Origin of the sequence: Rhodobium gokarnense (assembly GCF_025961475.1) — a bacterium.
Taxonomy (GTDB): domain Bacteria; phylum Pseudomonadota; class Alphaproteobacteria; order Rhizobiales; family Rhodobiaceae; genus Rhodobium; species Rhodobium gokarnense.
On sequence record NZ_JAOQNS010000022.1, the window covers coordinates 1 to 23,036 of the forward strand.

General features: G+C 65.8%; 19 protein-coding genes and 1 riboswitch. Of the genes, 15 read left to right on the top strand and 4 right to left on the bottom strand.

Annotation, left to right across the window (positions count from 1 at the left end; all coding sequences use genetic code 11):
• Positions 1-312: 312 nt before the first annotated feature.
• A complete protein-coding gene (locus tag M2319_RS22925; RefSeq protein WP_264603803.1) occupies positions 313-1,989 on the bottom strand; it encodes an electron transfer flavoprotein-ubiquinone oxidoreductase in 1,677 nt (558 codons plus the stop codon).
• 220 nt (positions 1,990-2,209) lie between these two features.
• On the opposite strand from M2319_RS22925, the gene M2319_RS22930 reads away from it, so the two are divergent.
• The 7 genes from M2319_RS22930 (at position 2,210) to M2319_RS22960 (ending at position 11,045) form a co-directional block, all read left to right on the top strand.
• Complete coding sequence (locus M2319_RS22930) at positions 2,210-3,100, top strand: uracil-DNA glycosylase (RefSeq protein ID WP_264603804.1); 891 nt, start codon at positions 2,210-2,212, stop codon at positions 3,098-3,100.
• 19 nt (positions 3,101-3,119) lie between these two features.
• Complete coding sequence (locus M2319_RS22935) at positions 3,120-3,296, top strand: hypothetical protein (RefSeq protein WP_264603805.1); 177 nt, start codon at positions 3,120-3,122, stop codon at positions 3,294-3,296.
• A gap of 130 nt (positions 3,297-3,426) precedes the next feature.
• Entirely contained in the window at positions 3,427-5,100 is a 1,674-nt protein-coding gene (locus M2319_RS22940; protein ID WP_264603806.1) for a long-chain-fatty-acid--CoA ligase, read from the top strand.
• A 102-nt stretch (positions 5,101-5,202) separates the two neighbouring features.
• Positions 5,203-6,843 (top strand): glucose-6-phosphate isomerase, encoded by a 1,641-nt coding sequence (gene pgi, locus M2319_RS22945; protein ID WP_264603807.1) that lies wholly within the window; start codon positions 5,203-5,205, stop codon positions 6,841-6,843.
• 166 nt (positions 6,844-7,009) lie between these two features.
• A complete protein-coding gene (locus M2319_RS22950; RefSeq protein ID WP_264603808.1) occupies positions 7,010-9,328 on the top strand; it encodes a xanthine dehydrogenase family protein molybdopterin-binding subunit in 2,319 nt (772 codons plus the stop codon).
• 57 nt (positions 9,329-9,385) lie between these two features.
• Positions 9,386-9,937, top strand: a complete 552-nt coding sequence (locus tag M2319_RS22955) for a TetR family transcriptional regulator (RefSeq protein WP_264603809.1) — start codon at positions 9,386-9,388, stop codon at positions 9,935-9,937.
• A 178-nt stretch (positions 9,938-10,115) separates the two neighbouring features.
• Positions 10,116-11,045: a DMT family transporter gene (locus M2319_RS22960; protein WP_264603810.1), complete on the top strand. Its 930-nt coding sequence runs from the start codon at positions 10,116-10,118 to the stop codon at positions 11,043-11,045.
• Between the two features lie 663 nt (positions 11,046-11,708).
• Here the strand turns inward: M2319_RS22960 and M2319_RS22965 are convergent.
• A complete protein-coding gene (locus tag M2319_RS22965; protein ID WP_111436278.1) occupies positions 11,709-11,945 on the bottom strand; it encodes an Lrp/AsnC ligand binding domain-containing protein in 237 nt (78 codons plus the stop codon).
• A gap of 150 nt (positions 11,946-12,095) precedes the next feature.
• Positions 12,096-12,195, top strand: a riboswitch (TPP riboswitch).
• A gap of 53 nt (positions 12,196-12,248) precedes the next feature.
• Here M2319_RS22965 and M2319_RS22970 point away from each other — a divergent pair.
• The 4 genes from M2319_RS22970 (at position 12,249) to M2319_RS22985 (ending at position 16,535) form a co-directional block, all read left to right on the top strand.
• Positions 12,249-13,043: a hydroxyethylthiazole kinase gene (locus M2319_RS22970; protein ID WP_264603811.1), complete on the top strand. Its 795-nt coding sequence runs from the start codon at positions 12,249-12,251 to the stop codon at positions 13,041-13,043.
• Positions 13,044-13,075: 32 nt separating this feature from the next.
• Positions 13,076-13,882: a bifunctional hydroxymethylpyrimidine kinase/phosphomethylpyrimidine kinase gene (gene thiD, locus M2319_RS22975; protein WP_264603812.1), complete on the top strand. Its 807-nt coding sequence runs from the start codon at positions 13,076-13,078 to the stop codon at positions 13,880-13,882.
• Between the two features lie 3 nt (positions 13,883-13,885).
• Positions 13,886-14,998, top strand: a complete 1,113-nt coding sequence (locus M2319_RS22980) for a TRAP transporter substrate-binding protein (protein WP_264603813.1) — start codon at positions 13,886-13,888, stop codon at positions 14,996-14,998.
• A gap of 286 nt (positions 14,999-15,284) precedes the next feature.
• Complete coding sequence (locus tag M2319_RS22985; RefSeq protein ID WP_264603814.1) at positions 15,285-16,535, top strand: vWA domain-containing protein; 1,251 nt, start codon at positions 15,285-15,287, stop codon at positions 16,533-16,535.
• A gap of 74 nt (positions 16,536-16,609) precedes the next feature.
• Here M2319_RS22985 and M2319_RS22990 read toward each other — a convergent pair whose 3' ends face one another.
• Complete coding sequence (locus M2319_RS22990) at positions 16,610-17,389, bottom strand: SDR family oxidoreductase (RefSeq protein WP_264603815.1); 780 nt, start codon at positions 17,387-17,389, stop codon at positions 16,610-16,612.
• 192 nt (positions 17,390-17,581) lie between these two features.
• Between M2319_RS22990 and M2319_RS22995 the strand changes: the two genes are divergently transcribed.
• The 4 genes from M2319_RS22995 (at position 17,582) to M2319_RS23010 (ending at position 21,273) form a co-directional block, all read left to right on the top strand.
• Positions 17,582-18,181, top strand: coding sequence for a LysE family translocator (locus tag M2319_RS22995; RefSeq protein ID WP_264603816.1), 600 nt, complete (start codon positions 17,582-17,584; stop codon positions 18,179-18,181).
• Between the two features lie 143 nt (positions 18,182-18,324).
• Positions 18,325-19,152 (top strand): UDP-2,3-diacylglucosamine diphosphatase, encoded by an 828-nt coding sequence (locus M2319_RS23000; protein WP_264603817.1) that lies wholly within the window; start codon positions 18,325-18,327, stop codon positions 19,150-19,152.
• Positions 19,149-20,183 carry a glycosyltransferase family 4 protein gene (locus tag M2319_RS23005; protein WP_264603818.1) on the top strand — a complete coding sequence of 345 codons (1,035 nt, stop codon included), beginning with the start codon at positions 19,149-19,151 and terminating at the stop codon, positions 20,181-20,183. Before M2319_RS23000 ends, M2319_RS23005 begins: the two co-directional genes overlap by 4 nt.
• 103 nt (positions 20,184-20,286) lie before the next feature.
• A complete protein-coding gene (locus tag M2319_RS23010; protein WP_264603819.1) occupies positions 20,287-21,273 on the top strand; it encodes a threonine/serine dehydratase in 987 nt (328 codons plus the stop codon).
• 124 nt (positions 21,274-21,397) lie between these two features.
• On the opposite strand, the gene M2319_RS23015 is transcribed toward M2319_RS23010, so the two are convergent.
• On the bottom strand, positions 21,398-22,936 hold the full coding sequence (locus tag M2319_RS23015; RefSeq protein ID WP_264603820.1) for a protein phosphatase CheZ: 1,539 nt from the start codon (positions 22,934-22,936) through the stop codon (positions 21,398-21,400).
• Between the last annotated feature and the right edge of the window lie 100 nt (positions 22,937-23,036).

The window sequence follows — 23,036 nt, forward strand, 5'->3', positions numbered from 1 at the left end:
TCGCAACCATTGACCTCAACCATACCCAAAACGATCATCAATGACTGTCAGCCATGTCCCCGAACACCTGTCAATCATCTCTCCGGGACATACATCGGGGGCCGGGGTGGCGGCTGAGTTTTAGGCGAGGGGTGAGCGAATTCGCCAATGGCCGAGCATGCCGGGCCTCAGGATTGCTAGGTTAAGCACGGCAATGACGCGGAGTTCGGGGTAGCGGGTGTGCGAAAGTGCGGCCGACCGCCCGCCGCAAAAAAAAACGCCCGCCGGAAGGGGCGGGCGCTTCTTGTCGGTCGCATGAGGTGGGCGCGAGGCTCACATGTTCGGATAGACCGGACCGCCGCCGCCTTCCGGGGCCACCCAGTTGATGTTCTGGTTCGGGTCCTTGATATCGCAGGTCTTGCAGTGGACGCAGTTCTGCGCGTTGATGACGAAGTCCGGCGTGCCGTCGTCCTTGGTCACCCACTCATAGACCCCGGCCGGGCAATAGCGCTGGGACGGGCCGGCATAGACCTTCAGCGCACTTTCCACCTGCTTGGCCATGTCGGCGACCCTGAGGTGCACCGGCTGGTCCTCCTCGTGGTTGGTGTTTGACAGGAACACGGAGGAGAGGCGGTCGAAGGTCAGCTTGCCGTCGGGCTTCGGATAATCGATCGGCTTGCATTCCGAGGCCGGCTTCAGGCATGCGTGATCGGGCTTGCCGTGGCTCATTGTGCCGAACAGCGAGCGGCCGATCAGCGTCTCGGTCCACATGTCCATGCCGGCCAGCATGATGCCGCCGGCAAGGCCGTATTTCGACCACAGCGGCTTGGCGTTGCGCACGGGCTTCAGGTCCTTGCCGATCTGCGAGGTACGCCAGCTTTCCTCAAAGCTGATCAACTCATCGCCGCCGCGGCCGTTGCCGAGGGCCTCCACCACATGCTCGGCGGCCAGCATTCCCGACATCATGGCGTTGTGGGAGCCCTTGATGCGCGGCACGTTGAGGAGCCCGGCCGAGCAGCCGATCAGCGCGCCGCCGGGGAAGGAGAGTTTCGGCACCGACTGCCAGCCGCCCTCGGTGATCGCCCGCGCGCCATAGGAGATGCGGCGCCCGCCTTCAAAAGTGTCGGCGATGGCCGGATGGGTCTTGAAGCGCTGGAACTCCTCGAAGGGCGAGAGATAGGGATTCTCGTAATTGAGGTGGACGACGAAGCCGACGGCGACCTGGTTGTCCTCAAGGTGATAGAGGAAGGAGCCGCCGCCGGTCCTGGAATCGAGCGGCCAGCCGAAGGAGTGCTGGACCAGGCCGGGATCGTGCTTTTCCGGGGCGACCTGCCACAGCTCCTTGATGCCGATGCCGAATTTCGGTGGATCGCGGTCGGCATCGAGCTGGTAGCGGGCGATGAGCTGCTTGGCGAGGTGGCCGCGGGCGCCCTCCGCGATCAGCACGTATTTGCCGAGGAGTTCCATGCCCGGCGTGAAGCTGTCCTTCGGCTCGCCATCCTTGGCGATGCCCATGTCGCCGGTGGCGACGCCGATCAGCGTGCCGGCCTCGTCGAACAGCGGCTCGGCGGCGGCAAAGCCGGGGAAGATGTCGACGCCGAGCGCCTCCGCCTTTTCCGCCAGCCAGCGGCAGACATTGCCGAGCGACACGATGTAGCAACCGTGGTTGGAGAGGAGCGGCGGCAGCGCGAAGTTGGGCAGCCGGGCCGAGCCGGCGGGGCCGAGATAGAGGAACTTGTCGCGGCTCACCGGCGTCTTGATCGGGCTCTCCTCCTCGCGCCACTCCGGCAGCAGCTTGTCGAGGCCGATCGGGTCGAGGATCGCGCCGGAGAGGATATGGGCGCCGACCTCCGCGCCCTTTTCCAGGACGACGACGGAGATCTCCTCGTCGCGCTCGGCGGCGAGCTGCTTGATGCGGATGGCAGCGGCAAGCCCGGCCGGGCCGCCGCCGACGATGACGACGTCGAATTCCATGGATTCGCGTTCGGGCCGGGTGCTTTGGTCGCTCATCTCAAGGTCTCCCATCGTCGGTTGTGTCGCTGAAGGCTGCTCTGTCGGTGTCCCGTGCACGGGTTGTTATACGTTTTTCATATTGCACCGCAGCGCCGGCGGCAATCGCAGGAGATACGGAAACAAGTCGCATGGGGAACCGTCGCGCGCGTTCGCGCGACGGCCTTCCGCCCGTGCCGGCCGCTTCCCAACGGTGCCGTCCGCCGTTACTGTCGCGGGCATGAGCGAGGACGAGACGGGCATTGCTGGCGGAGAGGGGATCGGTCGCGACGAACTGACCGCGCTCCTGGAATTCTATGCCGCATCAGGCGTCGATGCGGTGCTCGCCGACGATCCCGTCGACCGCTTCGCCGAAAGCCGCCAGAAGGCGCTGCCGGCCGGGGTTGCAGAGCGCCCGGCGCGTCCGCAGGCGGCGGCACCCCAGGCCCGTCCGGCGCCGCCGCGTGCCGAGCCGCCTCAAACCCGACAACCGGCCCAGCCGGCGCGATCAGCCACCGTTCCCGGAGACCAGGCGGTGGCGGAGGCGCGCAGCGCCGCGCGCGAGGCATCCACCCTCGACGATCTCCAGGCCGCGCTTGCCGCCTTCGACGGCTGCAACCTCAAGATGACCGCCAAGAACCTGGTCTTTGCCGACGGCAATCCGGAAGCGCGGCTGATGCTGGTCGGCGAGGCGCCCGGGCGTGACGAGGACATCCAGGGGCTGCCCTTCGTCGGCCGTTCCGGCAAGCTGCTGGATCGCATGCTCCATGCCATCGGGCTCGACCGGTCCGGCGCCTATATCGCCAATGTGGTGCCCTGGCGGCCGCCCGGAAATCGCACGCCGAGCCCGTCGGAGACGGAGATCTGTGCGCCCTTCATCGAGCGCCAGATCGAGCTCGTCTCGCCGGAGGTGCTGGTGTTTCTCGGCGGCGCATCGGCGAAGCAGCTCACCGGCGCGCGCGAGGGCATCATGCGGCTGCGCGGCAAGTGGCTCAGCTACAAGCGCGAGGGCATCGAGATCCGCGCCATGGCGACGCTCCACCCGGCCTATCTGTTGCGCCAGCCGCAGCAGAAGCGGCTCGCCTGGCGCGATTTCCTGACGATCAAGGCAGCGCTCGACGGCAAGCTGTGAGCGCGGCAAGGAGGACGGCATGACGACCGCCGACACGCTGATACCGTGGGACGACCTGCCGGTGGCGCAGCAACTGGAACTGCGCGAGCAGTACGGCAACTATCTGGACGACCTGCCGCCGACCTGTTCGCTTGAGGAAAAGGTCGAGCGGTTCCGCGCCTGGCTGGCGGAACGCGGCGTCTCCTACGAGGAGTGAGCGAGGCCGGCGGAGCGGGCAGAGCCCTTCAAACGCGGCGGGCCGGGCATATGTTAAGGTCTTGCGGCACATGCCATCCGATGTGCCGAAAAGCCATGACCGCGACAATCGCGGCGAAGGGAGGATGCCCATGACGGGCGTGGACGAGTGGCTGGCAGCGTTCCGGCCGCGGCTCATGCACACCTATCTGGACGATACGGTCGCGGCCCATCCCGACCGGCCTGCGATCGACTTCATGGGACGGTGCTGGACTTGGGGGCAGGTCGGCGCGGACGTGGAAAAGGCGACGGCCGGGTTCCGCAGCCTCGGCGTCAAGCCGGGCGTCCGCGTCGGCATCTGCCTTCCCAACACCCCCTATTACACGATCTGCTACTACGCGGTGCTGCGCGCCGGCGGCACGGTGGTCAATTTCAGCCCGCTGATGGCCGAGCAGGAACTGATCCGCCAGGCTGAAGACGCCGAGATCAGGATCCTCGTCACCATCGACCTGAAGGACCTCTTCGACAAGGCGGCGGCCGCGCATGCGGAAGACGTGATCGAGACCATCGTCGTCTGTCCGCTGGCCGATGCGCTGCCGGCGATGAAGCGGATGATGTTCGGCCTCTTCAAGGGCGGCGAGCGGGCCCATGTGCCGGACGATCCGGCCTATGTCCATTATCCCGACCTGATGGCGCGCGGCGGCGACACGTCGCCCGTCGAGGCCGATCCGGAGGAGCTGATCGCGCTCATCCAGTATACCGGCGGCACGACCGGCATCCCGAAGGGGGCGATGCTGAGCCACCGCAATCTCTCCGCCAATATGGAGCAGGTGCGGGTCCTTGTTGGCGCGGCCGCGCTCGGCGCGGAGCGCATGGTCTGCGTGCTGCCGTTCTTCCACGTCTTTGCCATGACGGCGGAGCAGAATCTGTGCGTCCTGATCGGTGCGGAGATGGTGCTCCTGCCGAAGTTCGAGCTGCGCGAACTCGTCCGCACGTTCGGCCGGACCAAGCCGACGCTCTTCATCGGCGTGCCGACGCTCTTTGCCGCCCTCAACAATGCGCGCAATGTGGGCTCGGACGACCTGACGTCGCTCAAGGTCTGCCTTTCCGGCGGGGCGCCGCTGCCGGCCGACGTGCGCGAGCGCTTCGAGTCCCTTGCGACCTGCGTCCTCGTCGAAGGCTACGGCCTCACCGAGGCCTCGCCGGTCGTCTGCTGCACGCCGATCACCGGGCCGGTCAAGGCCGGCTCCATCGGGCCGCCGCTTGCCGGGACACGGGTCGAGATCCGCGACATGGAAGATTTCGACAGGGTGATGCCGACGGGCGAGAAGGGCGAGATCGTCGTCAAGGGCCCGCAGGTCATGCAGGGCTACTGGAAGGTGCCGGACGAGACCGCGGAGGTGCTGCACGGCGACTGGCTGAGGACGGGGGATATCGGCCATATGGACGAGGACGGCTACGTCTATCTCGTCGACCGCATCAAGGACATCATCATCACCTCCGGCTACAACGTCTATCCGCGCAAGATCGAGGAGGCGATCGGCCAGCACCCCGCCGTCGACGAGGTCACCGTCATCGGCGTTGCGGACGCCTATCGCGGCCAGGTGCCGAAGGCGTTCGTCAAGCTCTATGACGGGGAAAAGCTGACCGAACTCGCCCTCATGGAATTCCTCTCTGACCGGCTGTCGCGGCTGGAAACGCCGCGTACGGTGGAGTTCCGCAAGGAACTGCCGAAGACGCTGGTCGGCAAGCTCTCCAAGAAGGAACTGCAGGCGGAAGAGGCAAAGAGCGCGGCAGCGGCCGAGGCGGGTGCCGCAGAGGGGTGAGGGCGTTTGCCGGCGGAGCGTCAAGGCTGGTGCGGATCGCGAGGACGTGTATGATCGCCGCAGCCTTTCCTCTCCCATGTTCCCAGAAAAGCGGCCGTTTCGATGACCAGAACCGTCCCAGCCATTCTCCGCGACCTGAAGGCCCGTTGGGCCGACCTCAAGGACCTGCCGGTCCGGTTTCTCTTCGAGGACGATTCGGCCCGGTTCGCCGATTTCTCGTTCGGCCAAGGCGATCTCCTCGCCGATCTCTCCAAGACCGCGATGACCCGCGAGGTGCTGTCCGACCTCCTGGCGCTTGCCGAAGCGACGGGCGTTGAACAGAAGCGCGACGCGATGTTCGCCGGGGAAAAGATCAACACCACCGAGGACCGGGCGGTGCTGCACGTCGCTCTTCGCAACCGCTCCAACCGGCCGATCAAGGTCGACGGCGCCGACGTCATGCCGGACGTCAACGGGGTGCTGGAGCGGGTCTGCGACTTCGCCGACAAAATCCGGGCCGGCCGGATCCGGGGTGCTACCGGGCTGCCCTTCACCGACGTCGTCAATATCGGCATCGGCGGCTCGGACCTGGGACCCGCAATGGCGGCGCGCGCGCTGTCGCCCTATCGCGAGGGCGGGCCGCGCGTGCATTTCGTCTCCAATGTGGACGGCGCGCACATCACCGATACGCTGGCGGACCTCACCCCCGAGACGACGCTGTTCCTCATCGCCTCCAAGACCTTCACCACCCTTGAGACGATGACCAATGCGGCGAGCGCCCGCGACTGGATTGCCTCAAAGCTCACCGACCGGGCCGTGCGCTCCCATTTCGCGGCGATCTCCACGAACATTTCCAAGGCGACGGAGTTCGGCATTGCCGAGGACCGCATCTTCGGCTTCTGGGACTGGGTCGGCGGGCGCTATTCCGTCTGGTCGGCGATCGGCCTGCCGGTGGCGATTGCCGTCGGAGCGGAGAGCTTCAAGGCGTTCCTTGCCGGCGCCCACGAGATGGACGAGCATTTCCGCACCGAGCCGCTCGGCAGCAACCTGCCCGTGCTGATGGCGCTTTCAGGCATCTGGCACCGGGATATCTGCGGCTTTGCCACCCATGGCGTCGTTCCCTACGACCAGCGGCTGGAACTCTTCGCCGCGCATCTGCAGCAGCTCGACATGGAATCGAACGGCAAGCGCGTGACGCTGTCGGGCGAGCCGGCGACCATGGAGACCGGCCCTGTGGTCTGGGGCGCGCCCGGCACCAACGCCCAGCACGCCTTCTTCCAGCTTCTCCACCAGGGAACCGAGATCGTTCCGATCGACTTCCTCGTCGCGGCCGAGCCGCACGAGGACCTCGGCGACCACCACGACAAGCTGATCGCCAACTGCTTTGCCCAGAGCGCGGCGCTGATGGTTGGGCGCGATGCCGAGGAGGTGCGCGCGCAGCTTGCCGAAAAGGGCATGGAGCCCGATGCGGTCGAAGCACTCGCCCCGCACAAGGTGTTCCCCGGTTCGCGGCCGACGGTGACGCTGCTCTACAAGACCCTCGATCCGCGCACCCTCGGCCGGCTGCTGGCCCTCTACGAGCACCGGGTGTTCGTGCAAGGGGCGGTCTGGGGCATCAACTCCTTCGACCAGTGGGGCGTCGAACTCGGCAAGGAACTGGCGGCAAGCCTTCTCGGCGTCGTCCGCGACGGGGCCTCGCCCGAGGAGCACGACCCCTCGACGGCCGGCCTCGTTGCCCATTTGCGGTCGCTGCGCGGCAGGTAGGGACAGGGCCGTCCGGCGTTTCCCTGTTCGACCGACATGGGCGTGACGAATATCCCGCTTATATGTATCGTCACGTAACTGTTTTCGGGCGGCCGGGTGCGCTTTTTCGCCCAAGGTCCCGCCGCAATCCATCCCGCTCTTATCCAGATCCCTGAGAAGGCCAGGCATGAACCACGTGGCAAACCAGAAATTCGGCATCGGCGCACCGGTCCGGCGCAAGGAAGACAAGGCCTTCATCACCGGCGGCGGACGCTATGTCGCCGACGTGACGCCGGAGGGCACGCTCCACGCCGTGGTGCTGCGCTCGCCGATGGCCCATGCGACCTTCACCCTCGGCGACCTGGGCGCCGCGCGCTCTGCGCCGGGTGTCCATCTGGTGCTGACGGGTGCGGACGTCGCAGATCTGGGGCCGATGCCCTGTGCGGCGATGCCGACCCAGCCGGACGGCTCCAAGCCGGAGGTGCCGGACTTTCCGGTGCTCTGCCGCGACCGGGTGCGGTTCGTCGGCGACGCCATCGCCTTCGTCGTCGCCGACAGCGTCAATGAGGCAAAGTCCGCGGCCGAACTGATCGAGATCGATTTCGAGCCGCTCGATGCCATCGCCGATACGGGCAGGGCGCTCGGTGACGGCGTGCCGCTCGTCTGGGAGGATCGCGGCACCAACCACGCTTATGAAACCATCGTCGGCGATGCCGACAAGGTCGAGGCCGCCTTTGCCGGGGCCGACCGGGTCGTTTCCATCGCGCTCATCAACAACCGCGTCGTCACCAACTACATGGAGCCGCGCGGCGCCGTTGCCGAAATCGATACGGAGACCGGCAAGCTGAAACTGACGGTCGCCTCCCAGGGTGTGCATTCCATGCACCGGCTGATTTCGGAAAAGATCCTGAAGATCGATCCGGACACGCTGCGCGTCGTCACCCACGATGTCGGCGGCGGCTTCGGCACCAAGATGTTCGTCTACCGGGAATATCCGCTGGCGCTCCATGCCGCGCGGCTGCTCGGCCGGCCGGTGAAATGGGTCGCCGACCGCACCGACCATTTCCTCGGCGACTCGCACGGCCGCGACAACGTCACGAGTGCCGAAGTCGCGCTCGACAAGGACGGCCGGTTCCTCGGGCTCAAGGTCGACATCATCGCCAATATGGGCGCCTATTTCGCCCAGTTCGGGCCCTACATCCCCTGGCTCGGCGCGACCATGATGACCGGCGTCTACGACATCCCGGCGGCGCGCACCCACATCCGCGGCGTCTTCACCCACACCGTGCCACTCGATGCCTATCGCGGCGCGGGGCGGCCGGAATCGGCGTTCCTGCTGGAGCGCCTCGTCGACAAATGCGCCCGCGAGACCGGCATTCCCCAGGACGAGATCCGGCGGCGCAACTTCATTCAACCCGACGCCTTTCCCTACGCGACGCCGGGCGGGCGCACCTATGACGTCGGCGAGTTCGCCGGTCATCTGGACAAGGCGCTCGAGGTTTCCGACTGGACCGGGTTCGAGGCGCGTCTCGCCGACAGCCGCGCGCGCGGGCTCTACCGCGGCATCGGCCTTGCCACCTATATCGAGGCCTGCGCCTTTGCCGGCTCGGAGGGCGCGGAAGTGCGGCTGGAAGAGGACGGCTCGCTCAGCATCCTCATCGGCACGATGTCGAACGGCCAGGGCCACGCCACCGCCTACGGCCAGATCGCGGCCGGCTATTTCGGCGTCGACCTCGACCGGGTCAACCTCGTCCAGGGCGACACCGCAAAGCTGAAGTCCGGCGGCGGCACCGGCGGCTCGCGCTCGATCCCGCTCGGGCTGCCCTCCGTCGACATCGCCAGCCGCACGCTGGTGGAACAGCTCAAGGAGATCGCCGCCGACCGGCTGGAGGCCTCCGTGGAGGATCTGGAACTTGCCGACGGCGAGGTCCGGGTCGTCGGCACCGACAAGGCGGTGAGCCTCGTGGATCTGGCACAGACCGTCGGCGACAGGGAACAGCTGTCGGCAAAGGGCAAGTTCAAGCAGGACGAGGCGACCTATCCGAACGGCAGCCATGTCTGCGAGGTCGAGATCGACCCGGAGACCGGCGTCACGCGGATCGTGCGCTACACCATCGTCGACGACTTCGGCGTCACGGTGAACCCGATCCTGCTCGCCGGCCAGGTCCATGGCGGCGTCGTCCAGGCGGCCGGCCAGGCGCTGATGGAGCACGCGGTCTATGACGAGGACGGCCAGCTCATGACGGCGAGCTTCCTCGACTACACCATGCCGCGGGCCGACGACATGCCGGATATCGGGTTCCAGACCCGCAACGTGCCCTCGACCACCAACATGCTCGGCATCAAGGGGGCGGGCGAGGCCGGCACGATCGGCGCAACGCCGGCCGTCATGAACGCCGTCGTCGACGCGCTCCACCGGTCATGCGGCATCGTCCATATCGACATGCCGGCAACACCGCTCCGGGTCTGGGAGGCAATCCGCCGGGCGTCGGCTTCTGCCGATTGATCTGGCGGAAAAAAATACTACGTTGCGCCTGCGGGTTTCCGAAAAGGCGGGCGCAACATGCAGGGCGACCAGGCACGCGAATACATCCTCGATGCCGCGGCGCATCTCGTTCAGGAGAGCGGGGCCGAGGCCCTGACGCTGCCGGCGATCGCGGCGGCCGCCGACCTCGACCTTGAGGCTGTCGAGGCCGTGTATCCGACCATGGACGACCTCTTTTCGGCGCTCCTCCAGCGCATGTTCGACACCTTCGTTTGCCAGGTCGAGGCGACCATGGGCCGGGACGAGGCGCCGGGCGCCTGGGCGCGGGCCTATGTGGCGGCCTCGTTCCCGCCGGACGACGACAACAAGTTCTCCGACATTGCCGCCGCGCTCCTCAGCAGCACCCTCTACAAGCCGGAGCTGATCCAGCCCTTGCGGGAGCGCCAGCCGGACCTGCAGTCGGCGATGTTTTCCGACGGCATCGATCCGCTCAATGCCGCGATCGTGCGGCTTGCGGTCGACGGCCTGTGGGTGAACCGCATGTTCCGGATCGATGCCGTTCCCAAGGATATGGAACGGCAGGTGCTCGACCGGCTGACGGCGATGGCGGCGGCCCCGTCAAGCCGCTGAACGCGGGATCGGCTGCGACAGCGGGACGCAGCATTGCGCGATTCGCATTTGTCCTTTCGGCGGCAAAGCCGTATGGACAAAGGCGACGATTTGCGTCTGAAGCGTGTTCCTGCCCGAAAACCGATTATCACTTTTCGCTGACGCGTCTTCCGATTCCGCTCCGCGAAAGGTTCGATCCATGCGCCCCGTGCTCGGCGTCATTCTGAAAATCGCCTCCGGTCTGGTGCTGACCGGGATGGTCATGCTGGTCAAGATCGTCGGCGAGCGCATTCCGATCGGCGAGGTGGTGTTCGCGCGCACCTTCTTTTCGCTCTTTCCCATCCTCGCCATGATCGCGATCCGCGGCGAGCTCGGCAGTGCGCTCAGGCTCCACAGGCCCAAGCTGCATGTCGCCCGTGCGGCCGTCGGGCTCATCGCCATGGCCTCCTGGTTCGGGGCGCTGACCATGATGCCGCTGCCGGATGCGACCGCGATCAGCTATTCCGCGCCGCTCTATTCCGTCGCCTTTGCCGCGCTGTTCCTCGGCGAGACGGTGCGCGCCTATCGCTGGGGCGCCGTCTTCGTCGGTTTTGTCGGCATGCTCGTCATCATGTCGCCGCATCTGGGTCTGGGGTCGGTGGCCGAGACGCCCGAGGCGCGCACCGGCGCGCTGCTCTGCCTCGTTGCCGCCGTCGGCATGGCGGGCGCCATGACACTGGTGCGCAAGATGACGGAAACGGAAAAGACGGCCTCGATCGTGCTGTTCTTTGCGCTCGTCGGGTCGGCGCTGTCGCTGGCGACGCTCCCCTTCGGCTGGGTCTGGCCGTCGCCCTACGACGCCTTTCTGCTGGTCATGACGGGGCTCGTCGGCGGGTTCGGCCAGTTCCTTTTGACCCAGAGCTACCGCTATGCGGACGCCTCGACCATCGCGCCGTTCGACTACATCCAGCTCATCTGGGCAATGATGGTCGGCTGGGCCGTGTTCGGCGAGGTGCCGACCCTTGCCTTCTATATCGGCGGGGCGATCGTCGCCGCCTCGGGCCTCTTCGTCATCTACCGCGAGCACCGGCTCGGCCTCGACCGCGACCGCACCCGCCAGCGCCGCGCCGGAACGCCGGCGAAGTATTGAGGATACCGTCACATGGTATCGATGGGCATTGACAAAAAAACCAATACAATTTTAAATGGATTAGATTTTCATTAAACTACCATTAATGGAGGTTGATGTGCGAACGTTGGTAACTTCTCTTTTTGTTGTTGCTTCCTGTAATATGGTGTTCGCAGATTGCAACGGTTATAGCCATATGGTCGGGAGAGAGGCCGCAGCATGGGCAATAACTTGGGATTTCGAAGATTACACGCATCATGGTGTGACTGCTGGCGCTGAGAAGAGCGCAGAGATCGACTATACATGCGGCGGCGATTCGATAACACTGCGGCAATTCAATGCAAGTGATAGAAATAACTGTTCTTACACGGGTTGGATCAATGGTACGCGGGTGCGTGGTACATACACATGCAGCGGCATTCCTGGCCCTCACAATTTTTCTGGAAGGCTGACCAATCGTTGAATGAGAGATATTAGTATTCTGGAATTTTTAAAAATTTAAAAATTCACAGTCATATCTCTCTTGCTATATTTTATTTCATATTATTCTGTTTCATAGATCCAATACGGCCTGAATATTGCTTTTCACTGTAAGGGTCTGGCTGCGGGGGTGCAGGTCTTCCAAAACGCCAACGGAATTCGGCTACTTTTTTCTAGTAGTCGCTCTTAAGGCTGGCAGAAGGCCTAAAACGCCTTGAAGGTGACGATGGTCTTGGTGTCCTGGATGCCGGGGATGACGTGCACCTTCTGGTTCACGAAGTGGCCGATATCGGTGTCGTCCTCGACATAGAACTTGACCAGGAGGTCGTGGTCGCCGGCGATCGAATAGATCTCCGAGGCGATCTCGGCATCGGCGATCTCGGTGGCGACGTCGTAGGCCTTGCCGAGCTGCGACTTGATGAGGACGAAAAACGGTTTCATGGCCGGCATTCTCCGCAAAGCATTGGACGAGTTCCCCGCAACAGATGGCATTGTTGCGCCCGGGAGGCAAGGCGGGTCTGGCCCCTCCGGCACCCGCGCATGGTTAGCCGGGCTCTTGCAATCACGCCCGATTGGCTTTACGTCTTTCAGCGTATTCCAAGGGGGTGCCCGAACGGGCTGAGAGGCGGTCTGCCAACCCCAAGAACCTGATCCGGATCATGCCGGCGGAGGGATTGGGATGAGCGTTTCTCTCATCTTCACGACATCAATCGATCGGACCTTCTCCCGACAGGGGAGGCGGCCATGACGCACGGCCATGCCGTCACCGCAGGCGCGATCGCCGCGGCTCTTGACGAAGTGCGAGAAGCGCGACCGCGCGTCCACTGCATCACCAATACGGTCGCCCAGACTTTTTCGGCCAACACGCTGCTGGCGCTCGGCGCCGTTCCCAGCATGACGCTTGCCGCCGACGAGATCGGCGATTTCGTCGCCAGGGCCGACGGGCTTCTCGTCAATCTCGGCACCTTCGATGCCCTTCGCGCCGAGGCCGTCGACGCGGCGATGCCGGCGGCGAAGGAGCGGGCGCTTTCCTGGTGCCTCGATCCGGCGCATGCGGAATCCTCACCGCGGCGCATCGCGCTTGCCCGGCGGCTGATCGATCTCGGACCGGCCGTCCTTCGCTGCAATGCCGACGAATTCCGCACCCTGTTCGAGGCCGAACCGGGGCCCGACACCGTTGCCCGGGCGGCACTGCGCCATGGCATCGTCGTCGCGCTGACCGGCGCGCGCGACATCCTTTCCGACGGGGATCGGACCGTCTTCCTTGACAACGGCCATCCCCTGCAGGCGCGGGTGACGGCGGCCGGCTGCGCCGCGAGCGCAGTCGTTGCCGCCTTCCTTGCCGTCATCGGCGATCCGCTCATTGCGACGGCCGCGGGCCTTTCCGCCGTCGGCGTTGCGGCGGAAATCGCCGGCGAGACGGCGGCCGGGCCGGCCAGCCTGCAGGTCGGCTTCCTCGATACGCTCTACGGCCTCGATGCGGCAACGCTTCAGGCCCGCCTCACGCTTTGCCCGGCCGACGTCCCGGCCGGGCTCTAACCACACTTTCCATATCTCAGGGAGACCGGGACATGACGGCGATCGCCGTGACTATTGCGGGAACCGACTCCGGCGGCGGCGCCGGGGTTCAGGCAGACCTCAAGACCTTTTCCGCCCTCGGCGTCTACGGCGCCAGCGTCGTTGCCGCGCTGACCGCCCAGAACACCCATGGCGTCACCGGCATCCACGACGTGCCGCCGGAATTCGTCACCGCGCAGATGGATGCGGTGTTTTCCGACCTTGCCGTCAACGCCGTGAAGATCGGCATGCTGTCGCGGCCGGCCGTGATCGAGGTGGTGGCGGCGGGCCTTGCCGCGCACGCCCAGGAGATCGTGGTGCTCGACCCGGTCATGGTCGCGGCCTCCGGCGACCCGCTCCTGGTGCCGGAGGCGGTCGAGACGCTGATCTCGGTGTTGGTGCCGAAGGCGCTCCTGATCACGCCGAACCTTTTCGAGGCGGCGCGGATGCTGGCCGAGCCGGTGGCGTCGGACGCCGATGCCATGACCCGCCAGGCCGAGGCGCTGTTGAAGCTCGGCCCGCGGGCCGTGCTCCTGAAGGGCGGCCACGGCAGCGGGACGGAAAGCTCCGATCTTCTCGTCACGGCCGATGGCGAGAGCCACTGGTTCACCGCGCCGCGGCACGAGACGCAGAACACCCACGGCACCGGCTGCACGCTGTCCTCGGCGATCGCGGCCGGGCTGGCCAAGGGCCGGAACCTCACCGAGGCCGTGGGTGAGGCCAAGGACTACGTCACGGCGGCGATCCGCGCCGCCGACGGGCTCCGGATCGGCTCCGGCCACGGACCCGTCCACCATTTCCACGCACTCTGGAAGGATTGAGCCATGACCGGACATCCGGACCGCACGGGCCTTTCCCGCCGCGCCGCCCTCGGCGCGACCCTTGCCGGCGCCGCCGGCGCCATGCTCGCCCGCCCGGCGCTTGCCGCGCCGGCGTCCGAGGCCATCGAATGGCGCATGGTCACTTCCTGGCCGAAGAACCTGCCGGGACCGGGCGTGACCGCGGAACGGCTGGCCAAGCGCATTGCCGACCTCAGCGGCGGGCGCCTCACCATCAAGGTCTATGCCGCCGGCGAACTGGTGCCGCCGCTGGAAGTCTTCGATGCCGTCACCAACGGGGCGGCGGAAATGGCCCATACGGCTTCGCTTTTCTGGCAGGGCAAGATGCCGGCCGCCGCGCTGTTCACAGCCGGGCCGTTCGGGCTGACGCCGCTGGAGCACATCGCCTGGATCAACCATGGCGGCGGCCAGGAGGTCTGGGAAAAGCTCTATGCGCCCTTCGGCGTCCGCCCGCTGATGGCCGGCAATACGGGCTTCCAGATGGGCGGCTGGTTCCGCAAGGAGATCACCTCCCTCGACGACCTCAAGGGCCTGAAGATCCGCATGCCGGGGCTCGGCGGAGAGGTCATGCGCCGGCTCGGCGCGACCCCGGTCTCGCTGCCGCCGGGCGAGATCTTCACCGCGCTGGAAAGCGGCGTCATCGACGGCACCGAATTCCTCGGGCCCTGGAGCGATGCCGCGCTCGGCTTCTACAAGGTGGCGAAATACTACTACGCCCCCGGCTTCCACGAGCCGAACGGCACCGGCGAGGCCTTGGTCTCCAAAGAGGCGTTCGCGGCGCTGCCGGCCGACCTTCAGGCGGTCGTGGAACACGCCGCGGCGGCGGAGAACATCTTCGCGCTGACCGAGTCCGAATGGCACAACGGGGCAGCGCTGACGCGGCTGCGCGAGGAGCACGGCGTGGAGCTGCGCTACTATCCCGACACGCTGCTTGCCGCCGCCGCTACCGCAAGCGAGGACGTCCTCGACATGGTCGCGGACCATGATGCCGTCAGCGCCGAGGTCGTTGCCTCGTTCCGCAACGCAAGGTCGACCCAGGCGACCTGGAGCCGGGTGTCCCAGGCGCGGTTCCTGTCGGCCCGCGACGCGGCGTCGTAACGCCGTTTCCTGCATCGAATTATTATGGCCGGCGGCGGCAGGGGCCGCCGGTCTTCCTTGTCGGCCGGGGCCGGGCGATCGGCCGCGCCTTGGCCGCAAGCATTGAATCGTCCCTGGAAGCAGAAAATTCGATTCAAATTTTACCTATCATTTTAATTACAGTTTAGCGAACTGCCTTAACGGGAGATATACCGGTTATTCGCTAGTATCGCCTCAACGAATATCAAGAAATGCTGTTTTCCGGTTCGCGGCCCCTCGGCCGCCGGAAATGGGCGAGGCGGGAACGATGTCTATTGCCGGTTTAAAAGCCGTTGTTGCGCGATTTGCGTCCAATGAGGCGGGGGCCCTGTCGATCCTCTTTGCCTTTCTCCTGATACCGATCCTGCTTCTGGTCGGCACGGCGATCGACTATTCCCGGGCGCTGGAGACCAAGGCGACGCTCAGGAACGCGCTCGACGCGGCGGCCCTTGCGGGCGTCGCCAAGCTGGTGCGCGAAGGCGGCAGCAAGGACGAGGTGGACGCCATCGTCAACGCCACCTTCCAGAACGCGATCACGCTGTCCGGCGGCAGCGGGATTTCGATCAAGGGCCTAACGATCACCCAGGATCCCGACACCGGCGCGGTCAGTGTCGATGCGACCCTCACCATGCCGACGACCTTCATGCAGCTTGCCGGCTTTGCCGACATCGACATTGCCAACAAGTCGGTGGCGCGGCTCTCCGACAAGGACATAGAGGTGGCGCTGATGCTCGACGTCACCGGATCAATGGCCGGCTCCAAGATCTCCGACCTGAAGGCGGCGGCCAAGGAACTCATCGACGTCCTGATCCCGACCACGGCGCATTCCTATCAGAACGAGGTGCGGATCGCGATCATCCCCTACAGCCAGGGCGTCAACGTCGCCTCCTATGCCTCCGCGGTGACGGACGGGGTCAGCAACAAATGCGCGACCGAGCGCTCGGTGAAGTCCTTCACCGACGCCTTCTACACACAGGCGCCGATCGGCGACGGCTCTACCGGCTGCCCGGGCGTGGAGTTCCTGCCGTTGACCGACAGCAACGCGACGCTGACCACCAAGATCAATTCGCTCGCCACCACCGGCTATACCGCCGGGCATACGGGCATTGCCTGGAGCTGGTACACGCTGTCGCCGAAATGGTCGCCGCTGTGGCCGGCGGGCAGCGATCCGGTCGCCTATGACGACGACGAGACGGTCAAGATCGCCATCCTGATGACCGACGGCGAGTTCAACACCGCCTACGACTACAACGAGGCTTCCGGCAAGTACAAGGAATCGCGGGGCAACGCCAAGTCGAAGTCGGAGCAGCGGGCAAAGAAGCTCTGCAAGAACATGAAGAAGGCGGGCATCGAGATCTACTCGGTCACCTTCCAGCTCTACAGCACCAGCGCCAAGGCGATGATGGAGGAGTGCGCGAGCACGTCCGGCAAATATTTCGATGCGTCGAACGGCACGGCGCTGCGCAACGCCTTCAAGTCGATCGCCGCCGACATCAGCCAGATGCGGCTGTCGGAATAAACGACTGCGGCGAGAGGCCTGCAGCCGCCCGCGGGAATCGGGCCCGCCGGCGGCTTTTTTTGTCTCGGCTTCGCTCAGAAGGCGTAAGGAACGAGGCCGCCGTCGACCTTGATGTTCTGGCCGGTGATGTAGCCGGCATGGACGGAGCACAGGAACGCGCAGACCTTACCGAATTCCTCCGCATTGCCGTAGCGGTGGGCCGGGATTTCCGCCTGCTGCTGGGCGATGAAGTCCTCTTCGGAGAGCCCGCGCGCCTTCGATGCGTTGCGCACGGTAGTGCGCAGGCGGTCGGTATCCATCTTGCCGGGCAGGACCTGGTTGATGGTGACGCCGTCGCCCGCGACCTCGCGGCAGACGCCGGCAAGGAATGAGGTGAGGCCGGCGCGGGCGCCGCTCGACAGGTCCAGCCCCTCGATCGGCATCACCACCGACAGCGAGGTGATGTTGATGATGCGCCCGAAGCCCTTCTGGCGCATGGCGCCGATGGAGGCCTGCAGCAGTTCGATCGGGGTGATCATGTTCTGGATCACGCCCTCGATGATCTCCTCGCGGCCGAGCTCGGTGAACTTGCGCGGCGGCGGGCCGCCATTGTTGTTGATCAGGATGTCGGGTTCGGGGCAGGCGGCGAGCAGCGCCTTCTGGCCCTCGGCGGTGGAGACGTCCGCGCTAACGGCCGTCACCGAGGCGCCGGTGGCGCTGCGGATTTCGCCGGCCGTGGCGTTCAGCGTTTCCTCGTTGCGGCCGTTGACGACGATATCGCAGCCGGCTTCGGCGAGCGCCATGGCGCAGCCCTTGCCGAGGCCGCGACTCGATGCGCAGACGATCGCCGTCTTGCCCTTCAGTCCGAGATCCATTGGGTCCGTCCTTTCCCTCTTTGCGTTCTGTCCTGGCCAGTACCTAGTGCGTTTGACAGCCTGTTGGAAGCGCTTCGCCAGCGTCGCCGGCCATGCGCGTGCGAGGGGGCTGCCATGCGCAGAGCGCGATGGCGTCGGCAATTTATGTCAGTATTATTGACCTAATTAGCACGATGATTGCGGGAAGGCGTCATGATCGACTCATTTCTTTCGCTGGCGACCTTCCTGTTCGTCGCCGTGGCGACGCCGGGGCCGAACAACATGATGCTGCTGGCCTCCGGTGCGACCTTCGGGTTTACCCGAACGGTGCCGCACATGCTCGGTATCGTGGTCGGCTTCAGCGTGATGGTCGTGCTCACCGGCTTCGGCGTCGGCGGGTTCCTGAAGGCCGCGCCGACGGTCTCCATGGTGCTGACGGCGGCGAGCCTCCTGTTCCTTCTCTATCTCGCCTGGCGGGTCGCCATCGCCTCGCCGCCCGGGACGGTCGACGGCGCGACCCGGCCGATGACCTTCCTGGAGGCCGCCGCCTTCCAGTGGATCAATCCCAAGGCCTGGGCGACGATCGTCGCCATGGTGTCGCTGTTTGCCGCCCCGGCCGGCAAGGACGGTTCCGGCACGCTCGCGTTCCTCGTCGTGTTTCTCCTGGTCGGCGCGCCGGCGGTCACCATCTGGTGCATCTTCGGGCGCGCGGTGGCCCGGTTCTTCCGCACCTCCGACCGGGCCTGGCGGCTCTTCTCTATCGCCATGGCGGTGCTGCTGCTCGCCTCCGTGGTGGTGCCGATGCTGTCGTGAGGCGGCGGCGCGGCTTACGTCTTCAAGGTTGAAATGCCGCTCCGGGCGGGCAAACGCGTTGTCACATAATTGAGACGTGAATCGCGTTTAAAGGGCTGAATTCATTACGCCAAGCCCTTGAGCCAAGCCACCCGGGACTTCCCATGACTGCTAAACCGGACGCGCGTCACTACAGGGCATTGTTCCTGTCGGACATCCATCTCGGCACGCGCGGATGCCAGGCGCATCTCCTGCTCGATTTCCTGCGCTACAACGATGCGGAGGTGATCTACCTGGTCGGCGACATCGTCGACGGCTGGCGCCTGCGCCGGTCCTGGCACTGGCCGCAACTGCACAACGACGTCGTCCAGAAGCTGCTGCGCAAGGCGCGAAAGGGCGCAAGGGTCGTCTACGTTCCCGGCAATCACGATGAGTTCCTGCGCAACTATTTCGGCACCCATTTCGGCGGCGTCGAAGTGATGGAGACGGCGGTGCACGAGACCGCCGACGGCCGGCGGCTCCTGATCATCCACGGTGACGAGTTCGACGTCGTGGTGCGCCACGCCAAGTGGCTCGCCTTCTTCGGCGACTGGGCCTATGTCACCGCGCTCAGCCTCAACACCTGGTTCAATCTGATTCGCCGCAAGCTCGGTTTCCGCTACTGGTCGCTGTCGGCCTGGGCCAAGCTGAAGGTCAAGAACGCGGTCAACTTCATCGGCGCCTTCGAGGACGCCCTGATCGCGGAATCCAAGCGTTGCGGCACCGACGGGGTCGTCTGCGGCCACATCCACCATGCGGTGATCCGCAAGGAAAACGGCCACGTCTACATGAACACCGGCGACTGGGTGGAAAGCTGCACGGCGATCGCGGAGGGCCATGACGGCAGCTTCGAGATCATCCGCTGGGCCGATTTGCGCAAGGACGTGGTTCCCGCCGACGTCACCGAGGACGCCGAGGACGGCGAAGAGACGAGCCAGCCGGTCGCAGCATGACGCATATCCTGATTGTTACCGACGCCTGGCGCCCGCAGATCAACGGCGTCGTCAAAACCCTTGAGCGCATCGGCGAGGAACTGACCCATATCGGCATCAAGGTCACCTATCTGACGCCGGAGCGGTTCCGCACGCTGCCCTGTCCGACCTATCCGGAAATCCGCCTGTCGATGGCGATGGCACGCCATGTCGGCCACGCGATCGAGGAGATCGGCCCGGACTACATCCATGTGGCGACCGAGGGCCCGCTCGGCCTCGGCGTGCGCGGCTATCTGAAGAAGACCGGGCGCGGCGGCTACACGACGAGCTACCACACGCGGTTTCCGGAATACCTGTCCGCCCGCTTTCCGGTGCCGGAGCGCTGGGCCTATGCCTGGCTGCGCAAGTTCCACAATGACGGGCTCGGCTGCATGGTGACGACGCCGAGCCTGAAGCAGGCGCTGGAGGCGCAGGGCTTCGAAAAGCTGATGTACTGGACGCGCGGCGTCGACCATGGCCTGTTCCGGCCCGACGCGCCGAAGGTGTTCCAGGATCTGCCGCGTCCGATCTTCATCAATGTCGGCCGGGTGGCGGTGGAAAAGAACATCGAGGCGTTCCTTGCTCTCGACCTTCCTGGGACCAAGGTGGTGGTCGGCGACGGGCCGTCGCGGCCGGCGCTGGAAGCGAAGTTCCCCGAGGCCGTCTTCACCGGCGCCAAGGTCGGTGAGGAGCTTGCCAGCCATTTCGCCTCCGCCGACGTCTTCGTCTTTCCGAGCCTCACCGACACCTTCGGGAACGTGATCGTGGAATCGCTCGCCTCGGGCGTGCCGGTGGCGGCGTTCCCGGTGACCGGGCCGCTCGACATCATCGGCGAGACGGGCGCCGGCGTCCTGTCGGAGGATCTGCGCGAGGCGGCGCTGCAGGCGCTCGACATTCCGCGCGAGCGCTGCCTTGAGGTCGGGCGCGGCTACAACTGGCCGGCCAGCGCCCGCCAGTTCCTCCACAACATCCTGGAAGCGAACGGCGCGGCTCGCCGCAACGCCGCGGAATAATCCGCCGTCCCAATCCCTTGCAAAAGCTTGCCGATCGTCGCTGCGGCTGATACCGGCTGTCGGTGCGGTCCTTGACGATCGCGGTACGGCGCGGGAGAGGGCGATGGCGCAAGCGTTCGGGATCGGCGATATCGAGGCGGCGGCGCAGCGGCTGAAGGGCAGGGCGGTGAAGACGCCGCTCCTCAACAGCCCGGTGCTGGACGCGCGTTGCGGCGGCAGGATTTTTCTGAAGGCCGAGACCTTGCAGCGCACCGGCTCGTTCAAATTCCGCGGCGCCTTCAACCGGCTGTCGATGATCCCGGAAGCGGACCGCGCCAAGGGCGTCGTCGCCTGCTCCTCCGGCAACCACGCGCAAGGGGTGGCCGAGGCAGCGCGGCTCTATGGCGTGCCGGCAACCATCGTCATGCCTTCCGACGCGCCCGCGGCAAAGCTCGCGCGTACCAAGGCACTCGGCGCCACCGTCGTTCCCTATGACCGGGAGACGGAAAACCGCATGGCGATCGCCGCCAACATCGCGCTGGAATCTGGTGCCACCTTCATCCATCCCTTCGACGACCCGGGGGTGATTGCCGGCCAGGGCACGGCCGGGCTGGAGATCGCCGAGGCGATCGCGGCAACGGGCGAGGCGCCCTATGCGGTGCTCATTCCCGCCGGCGGCGGCGGGCTCACTGCCGGTATCGCGACGGCAATACGATCTCATTTCCGCGCGGCTGCCATCCATACGGTGGAGCCGGCCGGCTTCGACGACCAGGCCCGGTCCTTTGCTTCCGGAGAGCGCTGCGAGAACGACGCGCGCAGCGGATCGATCGCCGATGCGCTTCTGTCCGAGGCGCCGGGCGAGGTGACCTTCGCGATCAACAAGGAGCTCGTGACGAGCGGCCTCGTCGTCGACGACGAGGAAATCCTTGCCGCCGTCGGCTATGCAGCGCGGGAGTTGAAGCTGGTGGTGGAGCCTGGCGGAGCGGTGGCGCTCGCCGCACTTCTGTCGGGCCGCTTTGCCGCCGCCGGCCGCACCGTCGTCGCGGTGCTGTCCGGCGGCAACATCGACAACGACATGCTCTGCCGGGCGCTCGACGCGCCGGACGAATAGGTGCAACCGCGCCTGGTCAGAGACCAGCGGGCTGTGACGACCTTCGTGGCAAAACGCACGCAGGCTTTGGAAAAGATGGCTTTTCCGATGGCTCGACGTCCCGCGGTCACGGCCCGCGTTTCCCTTAACTGAACAACGCCAGCCGCTCGCCCATGGTGAGGTGGGCGGTCGGATCGTCGGCAGATCTGAGGCCCGCCGGCTCCGACGTCGCCGAGGCTGCCGCCCCGCGCAACGTTCCGCCGGCCGCGCGCGGCTCTTCCGGTTCGTCCTCGCTGTCGTCCTCGGCGAAGATGTCGCCAATGTCGACGTCCGCCAGGGTACCGACATCGCCGGCACCTTCAGCGTCTTCTTCGCTCGCGTCGTCGGCCGCCTCTTCGGCCGTCTCTTCGGTCGGGGCAGGGGCCGCGGCGCGGGTCTCGTCTTCCGCGCTCCCGGTCTCCTCACCCTCGTCGGCGTGCGGAGCGTCCTGGGGCGTTTCGGCGAAGATGTCGTCTTCCGCCGTCTCCGGTTCCTCGATGGCGGCGAACGGGTCGTCCTCGGCGGGCTCCGCGTCGGCGGTCTCGGCGGCAAGGAACGCATCGGCGTCCGCCTCGTCCGAAGCCGTCTCGCCGGCCTCTGCCTCGGCGGCTTCCGGTGCGCTTTCGCCTTCGGTTTCCACGTCCACGAGGGCGTCCAGATCGACCTCGGCCGCCCCGGCAACGACGTCCTCGGCTTCGGCGAAGGGATCGTCGGCGGTAGCGAAGGGATCATCGGCGTCGGCGGGCGCGTCGTCCTCGGCCGCTTGCGCCGGTGTGCCGCTGTCGGTCTCGCTGCTGTCGGCTTCTGCGAACTCCGCATCGAGAACGTCTTCCTCGCCGGAGGATGGGCTCTCTGCGTCGACGCTCACCGCCTCGAAGGCGTCGGCATCGTTCCAATCCACCTCGACGTCGACCATGGGGCCCGCATCGGGATGGACCTCGCTGTCGAACAGGTTGTCGATGGCGTCCTGGTCGTGGCCGCGGCCGCTGCGCTGCGGGCCGTTCAGCAGGTGGGCGTCGGGCCGCTCGTCGCGCGGGCGCCGGGTCTCCTCGACCTCGATTTCCTCGTCGCCCCAGATGTCGATCATCCGGTTGATGTGGGATTCCAGGAAGCCCAGCACGTCGACGACCTTGCGGGTGCGCTGGCCGGTCAGGTCCTGGAACGAGCAGGCCGTGTAGATTTCCGTGGCGTTGTTGTCGAGGGCGTCGCATTGCTCCGGATCGGCGCCGGCCTCGCGCAGGGTCCAGGCGATCTCCTGCACCGCTTCGGCGCGGTTGAGGATGTCGCCGGTCGCCGTCTCGGTCTGTTCGACGATGGCGTCGAGTTCGGCGGTCGCCTCGGTGAGCTGGTCGTTGTCGCCGCACTCGACCTGCATCTCGGCGATTTCCTGCTTGGTCTTCTCGATCGCCCGCTTCATGGCGGTGAGTTCGACCCTGAGCCGGTCGACGTCGTCGATCTCGCGCTCGCGCTTGACAACGGATTCCAGACGGCTGATGGCTTCAAGCAGCACGCGGGTATCGGCGGACCGGTTCCGGCGCGCGAACTCGGAAAGAAACCACCGGCCGCGGGCGGTTTCCATCACCGCCTGTTCGATGATCTCGTAATCCTTGTCGGGAAGGGGTGTCGGCGGAGGCGAATCAATCATAGAGCGTCTTTCTCGGCACCTTAGCGTCAAAATCCCCCCGATCTGGGATTTCTAGCCAACGAATCCTTACAGCAAGTTTACGTCGACGAGTTTATGTCAG